Here is a 6,979-nt window from a genome sequence, read left to right as displayed (position 1 = left end):
CCTTGTAAAAGGGGAGATAAGTGCAACAAATAAGGTATTAGAAAGGATGCTGGAGAGATTAGGGCTTGCCGAAAAGGAGATAAGCCTTGTAAAAGGGGAGATAAGTGCAACAAATAAAATCTTGGAGAGAATTTGGGATAGATTAGACCTTGTTGAAAGGGTAGCTAAATTAGAGGATAGGACAGAGCTTATTCTGCACGATTTAGAAATAATAAGAACAAGATGAGTATTCTTTCTGACAAAATATTACCACCGGTTATTAAGATGCCTGGTGGAGGTATTATTGTTTCATCGCTAGAGGCCATTCTTAACTGGGGAAGGGGTTCATCTTTATGGCCTATGACATTTGGCTTGGCCTGTTGTGCTATTGAGATGATGGCAACCGGTGCATCCCATTATGACTTTGATAGATTTGGCTCTGGTGTATTTAGACCATCTCCAAGGCAGGCAGACCTTATGATTGTTGCAGGCACAGTTACAAAAAAGATGGCTGATAGGCTCAAACTCCTTTATGAACAAATGCCATTTCCAAAATATGTTATTGCAATGGGCTCTTGTGCAATATCAGGCGGCGTCTTTAATACCTATTCTGTTGTTCAGGGCGTTGATAAGATAATCCCTGTTGATGTTTATGTTCCTGGTTGCCCACCAAAACCAGAGGGGCTTTTATATGGCTTATTAAAGCTTCAAGAAAAGGTTAAAAAGGAACCCCTTATTAAAAGATGAGTCCACAGGAGGTTATAAAAGAAAGATTTCCAGGGGTTTGTGAGGAAGAAGATTGCAAAGACCTTACATTTAGAATAGATAAAGGCATTCTCCTTGAATTTATGGATTTTCTTTATAAAAAGCTTTCCTTTGAATTCCTTACAGATATTTGTGGCACGGATTACCCAAAAAGGGAAAAGAGGTTTGATGTTGTCTATCACCTATATTCCATTGAGCATAATCACAGGATTTGTGTAAAAACTAGTGTTTCAGAAAATGAGGATGTAGAATCTGTTTCTTCTATATGGAAGGGAGCAAATTGGCATGAAAGGGAGGTATTTGACCTGTTTGGAATAAGATTTTTGAATCATCCAGACTTAAAGAGAATCCTCCTTCCAGATGAATGGGAAGGACATCCATTGAGGAAGGATTATCCATTGGAAATTGCAAATTTTGAATACGAAGTATCGCGAAGCCAATTGTAAATTTTAAATTGAAAGATGAATAAGGTTCATGAAATGCTTATCAATATGGGTCCTCAGCACCCAGCTACCCATGGAGTTTTAAGGCTTCTTTTAACCCTTGATGGTGAAAGAATTATTTATCCAGAAGCACATATTGGCTATCTCCATCGTGGGATTGAAAAGCTTGCTGAGGAAAAGAGATATGCTCAATTCCTTCCCATAACAGATAGGCTTGATTATCTATCAGCACCCTTAAATAACCTTGCATATTGCCTTGCTGTTGAAAAGCTTGCAGGAATTGATGTGCCAAAAAGGGCAGATTATATTAGAATGATATTGGCTGAGCTTTCCAGGATTGCCTCACACCTTGTCTGGCTTGGAACATCTGCTTTAGACCTTGGTGCATTTACACCATTCCTCTATACATTCAGGGAGAGGGAGATTATCCTTGATATATTTGAGGATTATTGCGGGGCAAGGCTTACCACATCCTGTATAAGAATTGGAGGCGTTCCTTTTGATTTTGATGATAAAATCATTGAAAAAATAAAGGATTTTATAAAAATATTTCCCAAGAAGATAGATGAATACGAGGGGCTTCTTACAAAAAACCCAATTTTTCTTAAAAGAACCCAAAATGTTGGGATAATCCCAAAGGATGTGGCAATAAACTATGGCGTCTCTGGACCATCCCTTCGTGGAAGCGGCGTTTGTTTTGATATAAGAAAGCAAGAGCCATATTGTGCTTACAATGAGGTTGATTTTATTACACCCACCGGAAGGGGTATTGGCGATGTCTATGACCGGTATCTGGTAAGGGTTTTTGAGATGAAAGAGGCAACCCATATTATCAAACAGGCAATAGCTAATATGCCAGATGGCGAAATTAAAGCAGACATTCCAAAGATAGTCCCACCACCTAAAGATAGGGTAGGGAATGAGATTGAGGCTTTAATTCATCACTTTATCCTTATGGAAAGAGGGTTTGAGATTCCTAAGGGGGAGGCTTATAGAAGCATTGAATCCTCAAAGGGAGAGCTTGGGTTTTATATCATCTCAGATGGCTCTAATATACCTTATAGGTTAAAGATAAGGGCACCATCCTTTGTCAATATCTCCTGCCTTCCTTCCATTGAAAAGGGGGCAATGGTGGCTGATATGGTTGCCATCATTGGAAGCCTTGATATTGTCTTAGGCGAGATAGATAGATAGCCTCTATCGCATTATTTGTGTTCCGATACCAGAATCTGTAAATAGCTCAAGGAGTAGAGAATGCTTTATTCTTCCATCAATGATATGTGCCTTCATTACGCCATTTTCAATTGCATCTTGAGCTAACCTTACCTTCGGAATCATCCCCGAGCTTACCTTTTTTCTTCATTTTTTCTCTAATGCTTTTTTAAGTTCAAGCATTGCCTTTTCGTAGAAACCTATCTTTTCATAAACTGAGGATAACAATTGATAGCCCTGTTTGTCTTCTGGGGAAAGTTTTATCAATGCTTGGTAGCACTTAATTGCTTCCATATATGCCTCTTCTTTTTCTGCCTCACTGAAGCACTTTTCTGCCTCTTTATATCTTTTTTGAGAAAGGAAGCAAGTTTTCCTTTGACTTTATCTTTGAGAGCGTATCTATTATAAGTTTAGCAGACTTAAAACCTTCTTTTATCATCTCTACACCTATCCCTCCACGATAATAGCCCAATATGTGCAAGTTTTGGTAGACTACAGTCATAGCTGCCATTAGTTTACCATTTCTTGGTATCTTTTGTAATGCCCTTTCTATCTCTATTATAGATGTTGGTAGTTTATCAGGTGCACCAATAGATAGCAGATAACCATCTATAGCTTTAAGTGGTGCAAGATAACCTAAACCACAGGCTTCTTTCACACACTTTGCATCCTTATATATACCATACTCTATCTGAGATCTTGCGAGTATCTCTTTTGCATTCTTATAGAGTTTATACGCCTCTTCAAATGCCTCTTCCGGTGTTTTTGGAATAGTTAATTTTTCTTTTTTAGCCATTTTTCTCTCCTTGCTTTAAGTCTTATTTCTTTATAAAATATTTAGAATTGAACAAGAACCTTTATGTCTGAAATCTTTTCAAAATCCTCTTTGTTTTCTGTTACAATTTCAATAATCTCATTCTCCATACAAGCTGCGATGACAGCATCCTATAAATGAATATTATGTTCAGAAACAAGATCAATAGCACTCAAAAATGTATCTACATCCCGATCAATAATTCTCCAATTGTCTGATTTAAGAATATCTTCCACAATAATAGGGTTTTTCAACTTTTTGGGTGATAACAACAAAGAATTCCATCAGATTTTGCCCACAGACAATTCCTCCGTCTGCTTCTCATATCTGTTTCAAAAGGTTCTTTTTTTATTATCGTTGTGTTGTAGAAGATATTTTTGTTTCCCCCCTTATATTTTATTTTTCGCCTAACGCCGGGCATCACGGTCATCTCTTTCCCTGACAAACATAATCTTGTGCACTGAGACCGACATAGGTGAGTCCGTATCCGCCAAATATTTGTTGTGTTCTTCTACGCATACTTCATTATTCGGAGCATCAAGCCCAAATTCAAGAGTCACAAGTTGCACAAACTTGAAGTATTTATCCCGTTTGTTCGCCAAGGAAACGTTCCCATCATTTGGAAATATCTCCCAATCATTTCGGAGTAGGGTGAAGTGGAATGTATGCGTTCCGTAGTCCGCAGGAATTACCAACGTTTGCGGTTCCGGCAAGGATGAATCTTCCCGTTTGTAGTTCAACCATATCTTTGCCAAGCCATATTTCTCAGATTCCTTTTTCTCTGTTGCCCATGCCCATTGGGTTCCCCGTTCGTCAGTAAGGCGTACCCGGAAGGCTATCGGTACCGTACTGTTGTTGGACATCGTGACATCAAGGAAATGGTATTCATCAACCTTTCGAGGCTTCCGGCCTTCGGGGCACAATGTAACATCTACGCCGTAACCTTTGCGGACAAACTTAACCTGTAGTTGCTTGCCGTTCAGACCCGTTTTTATCCACGCGCCGTTCGGGTCCGCCCAGAGGGAAGAAATAGCATCCTTCGTATCGAACTTGTTGAAGACCTCGTCTTCTTTACATTCCAACTCTAGGCCGGTGCCCGGCAGGAAGTTGTACTTGTACGTGCCGTGCGCGTCTTTGTATGGCTCCATGAAAGTCTGCGCTACCAATTTGCCCAGAAGTTCCGTATGTGACTTCGCACGGTATTTGGATTCCTCCAATACGTAAGCAAAGATACAGATTGCAAGGATGACAAGGCAAGCACTAAAGAACGCGATCAGACGGTTTCTATGCCATTTTTGTTCCTTCTCCAGTAAACGGAATATGAACACGAGGCTAGCCGTGAAGACGCCGATCGCCCCTGACTTTGCGATTATAGAGATTAACTCATGCATTGTACTTTTTTCACCTCCTTAAGGCTTTTGCCTTTAAAATTATACTCTGCTTTCAATTTTACTATTTAGAAGTCTTACTTGACAATAAGTTGGCATCTTCGATAATCCATTTCCAGACAGGCATTATCTTTATACTGATACCATCCTTATATAATTCTTCCTCCTGGTCATAGGTTAAAATACATCCCTCTTTTAATCCTATATGTAGAGCAGATGATACTAAACCATCCAATTCCCTGGTTCTGTTTTCTTCATTCAGTTCATAACACACCTGATAGACAAATAACCTACCATCCTTATTTACCACAAAATCACATTCCCTTTCCTCTTCAAAATAGAAGATATTCTCTGTATATCTTCTTAACTCTAAAAAGACGATGTTCTCTAACAATCTACCGATGTTTTCTTGAGTTATCCTTCTTGCAAGCCCTGTATCTACCAGATATACCTTAGCCGGATTCCTCATCCTTTTATAAGAAGAGGTAGTAAATTTTCTTACCTCAAAGATAAGCATACTTTCAAGAAGGTATTTATAATAACTAAACAGGCTATCCTTTGAGAAGGGGAGTTTATCTTTATATTGCTTATAAAAAGAGGAGAGTGAAAATCTTTGGGAGAATGAGGAAAATAGGGCATCGATCAATAGTTCTAAAAGAGGGATATTGTTTATTCTGAATCTTTCCACTAAATCTTTAAAGAATATTGAGCCAAGGTATTCCTTTAATATTTTAGCCTTTTCAAACTCACCCTTTCCTAAGATAATCTCTGGGAAACCACCCCATCTTAAGTAATCTTTAAAATGGTTTTTTAAGAAGATTTTTTTCTCTGTATAGATAAAGTCTTTGTTTGGCAAGATATTTTGGATTTTGAGATATTCTTTAAAAGAAAATGGATTTATCTCTATGCTCCATGCCCTTCCCCTCAGGGATGTATGTATTTCTTGTGGCATAATCTTAGAGGATGAACCGCTTACAAATAGGGTTATTTTCTCTTTTTCAACCGCTCGCCTGGCAAATCTTTCCCAATCCTTTATGTTCTGTATCTCGTCAAAGAGAAATGTCTTTGGTTTATTTATAAGATGGGGATTAAGTTCTAAAAAAGCCTCTTTTAGTATTTCAAAATCACTTACCTTAAAATCAGCTAATCTTTCATCCTCAAAATCAATATACAGGGCAGAATCTTTGAAGGTTCTGAATAGACCATAAAGGATGAAGGTCTTACCGCTTCTCCTTACTCCGTATAATACAATGACCTTGTTTAATCCTTCTGGAAGATAAAACCCTTCCCTTTTGATAATTGTGCCTACATAATTTAATATAAATTCGCGATTGCCTACGATGATTTCTTTGAGTCTTTCTTTTGGAAACATAATTTGTCCTTCTTTTAGGGAAAGAATATCAAATTTTTATCCTTTTGTCAAGGAGAAAATACAGAAAGCCTCCCAATCTTAATCATGGCTTCTATTTCAAGATGGGGCAATCTCTACCTTTCCTCAGCAATTTTCATCACCTTCCACCAAAGTTTCCTACCTTTCTGTGCTCCACATGCCACATCTTTGTCATCAGGGCTGAAGACAGGATCCCCAACCCCATCAAATTCCTCACCCTTCTTGTCTCCTATTACGATGAACCATTTGCCTCCCGTGAGCCGTGTGAGCCATCCCAATCCCGTTATGTCTTCTTTGCCTCCTATGTTTGCACGATATGCCACCTGCTTGCCATCAGGGCTGAAGACAGGATCCCCAACCCCATCAAATTCCTCACCCTTCTTGTCTCCTATTACGATGATAATTCCTTTTAATCCATTTTACCCACCTCCTTTTTGGCTTTTTATCATCTATCAAGCACATTATTGTAAAACTACCTTTCTGATTTTCCCTTTTTGTATATTAGACAACCGGGGTTGCAAAAAAGTTCTCATTTGTTTTTGTATCTATTCAGTTCTATTTTTGACAAGCATCCTTTCTCATAAACTGATTCTAAGAACCCAAATCCCATAGTATTATAGACACAATAAGCACAGCCAATAATTTTCTCCGTCAATTCCTTATATTTTAACCTCCTGTCCATCTTGTAAATCCTGTCAAAAGACCTGAATAGTTACGTAAATTCTTGTAAAAAAACCTTTTGCCAAAGGCTAAGGATACTGTTATTGCTAAAAAATTGTTAGCTAACGATACGTTGTATGATAATATTCTTTTCATCTTTTAGGTATTGAGCAGGGGTTTTATACCCCAAACTCCTAAGCCCAGAACTTCCCCAACTTTTTACAAATCTATATAAACAATAAGATAAAATGGATTATTGTTAAAATAAACTTAAGGCGTCCCTAAATATTTTGGAGGTGCTTTAAACAATATGAAGGTTAATAGATTT

The 6,979-nt window shown here is 38.1% G+C and carries 9 protein-coding genes and 1 pseudogene; 4 read left to right on the top strand and 6 right to left on the bottom strand.

Annotation, left to right across the window (positions count from 1 at the left end; all coding sequences use genetic code 11):
* The 4 genes from AB1630_08920 to nuoD all read left to right on the top strand — a co-directional run.
* On the top strand, positions 1–226 hold a 226-nt coding region (locus tag AB1630_08920; protein MEW6103914.1), incomplete at its 5' end, for a hypothetical protein.
* The gene (locus AB1630_08915) at positions 223–726 is read left to right on the top strand and encodes an NADH-quinone oxidoreductase subunit B family protein (GenBank protein MEW6103913.1); all 504 of its coding nucleotides are present in this window, start codon (positions 223–225) and stop codon (positions 724–726) included. The genes AB1630_08920 and AB1630_08915, both read left to right, overlap by 4 nt.
* Positions 723–1,190: an NADH-quinone oxidoreductase subunit C gene (locus AB1630_08910; protein MEW6103912.1), complete on the top strand. Its 468-nt coding sequence runs from the start codon at positions 723–725 to the stop codon at positions 1,188–1,190. The genes AB1630_08915 and AB1630_08910 overlap by 4 nt, the downstream gene beginning before the upstream one ends.
* A gap of 15 nt (positions 1,191–1,205) precedes the next feature.
* Entirely contained in the window at positions 1,206–2,381 is a 1,176-nt protein-coding gene (nuoD, locus tag AB1630_08905) for an NADH dehydrogenase (quinone) subunit D (protein MEW6103911.1), read from the top strand.
* A 3-nt stretch (positions 2,382–2,384) separates the two neighbouring features.
* Here nuoD and AB1630_08900 read toward each other — a convergent pair.
* The 6 genes and pseudogenes from AB1630_08900 to AB1630_08875 all read right to left on the bottom strand — a co-directional run bounded on the left by AB1630_08900 (position 2,385) and on the right by AB1630_08875 (position 6,673).
* Positions 2,385–2,693 (bottom strand): annotated as a pseudogene (locus AB1630_08900) (hypothetical protein).
* Positions 2,694–2,739: 46 nt separating this feature from the next.
* Positions 2,740–3,195, bottom strand: a complete 456-nt coding sequence (locus tag AB1630_08895; GenBank protein MEW6103910.1) for a DUF5618 family protein — start codon at positions 3,193–3,195, stop codon at positions 2,740–2,742.
* Between the two features lie 425 nt (positions 3,196–3,620).
* The gene (locus AB1630_08890; GenBank protein ID MEW6103909.1) at positions 3,621–4,604 is read right to left on the bottom strand and encodes a hypothetical protein; all 984 of its coding nucleotides are present in this window, start codon (positions 4,602–4,604) and stop codon (positions 3,621–3,623) included.
* Between the two features lie 61 nt (positions 4,605–4,665).
* The gene (locus AB1630_08885) at positions 4,666–5,973 is read right to left on the bottom strand and encodes an ATP-binding protein (protein MEW6103908.1); all 1,308 of its coding nucleotides are present in this window, start codon (positions 5,971–5,973) and stop codon (positions 4,666–4,668) included.
* A gap of 113 nt (positions 5,974–6,086) precedes the next feature.
* Positions 6,087–6,314, bottom strand: coding sequence for a hypothetical protein (locus tag AB1630_08880; protein MEW6103907.1), 228 nt, complete (start codon positions 6,312–6,314; stop codon positions 6,087–6,089).
* Positions 6,315–6,520: 206 nt separating this feature from the next.
* A complete protein-coding gene (locus tag AB1630_08875; GenBank protein MEW6103906.1) occupies positions 6,521–6,673 on the bottom strand; it encodes a GxxExxY protein in 153 nt (50 codons plus the stop codon).
* Positions 6,674–6,979: the final 306 nt, after the last annotated feature.

The organism is bacterium (assembly GCA_040753555.1).
In the GTDB taxonomy this organism is placed as follows: domain Bacteria; phylum UBA9089; class UBA9088; order UBA9088; family UBA9088; genus JBFLYE01.
This window is presented reverse-complemented; position numbering and strand designations above follow the sequence as displayed.

Excerpts from the sequence above, each read along its gene's own strand:
- nuoD (MEW6103911.1), top strand. The coding sequence starts at position 1,206 with ATGAATAAGGTTCATGAAATGCTTATCAATATGGGTCCTCAGCACCCA.
- AB1630_08885 (MEW6103908.1), bottom strand. The coding sequence starts at position 5,973 with ATGTTTCCAAAAGAAAGACTCAAAGAAATCATCGTAGGCAATCGCGAA.
- AB1630_08890 (MEW6103909.1), bottom strand. The coding sequence starts at position 4,604 with ATGCATGAGTTAATCTCTATAATCGCAAAGTCAGGGGCGATCGGCGTC.
- AB1630_08910 (MEW6103912.1), top strand. The coding sequence starts at position 723 with ATGAGTCCACAGGAGGTTATAAAAGAAAGATTTCCAGGGGTTTGTGAG.
- AB1630_08875 (MEW6103906.1), bottom strand. The coding sequence starts at position 6,673 with ATGGACAGGAGGTTAAAATATAAGGAATTGACGGAGAAAATTATTGGC.
- AB1630_08895 (MEW6103910.1), bottom strand. The coding sequence starts at position 3,195 with ATGGCTAAAAAAGAAAAATTAACTATTCCAAAAACACCGGAAGAGGCA.
- AB1630_08915 (MEW6103913.1), top strand. The coding sequence starts at position 223 with ATGAGTATTCTTTCTGACAAAATATTACCACCGGTTATTAAGATGCCT.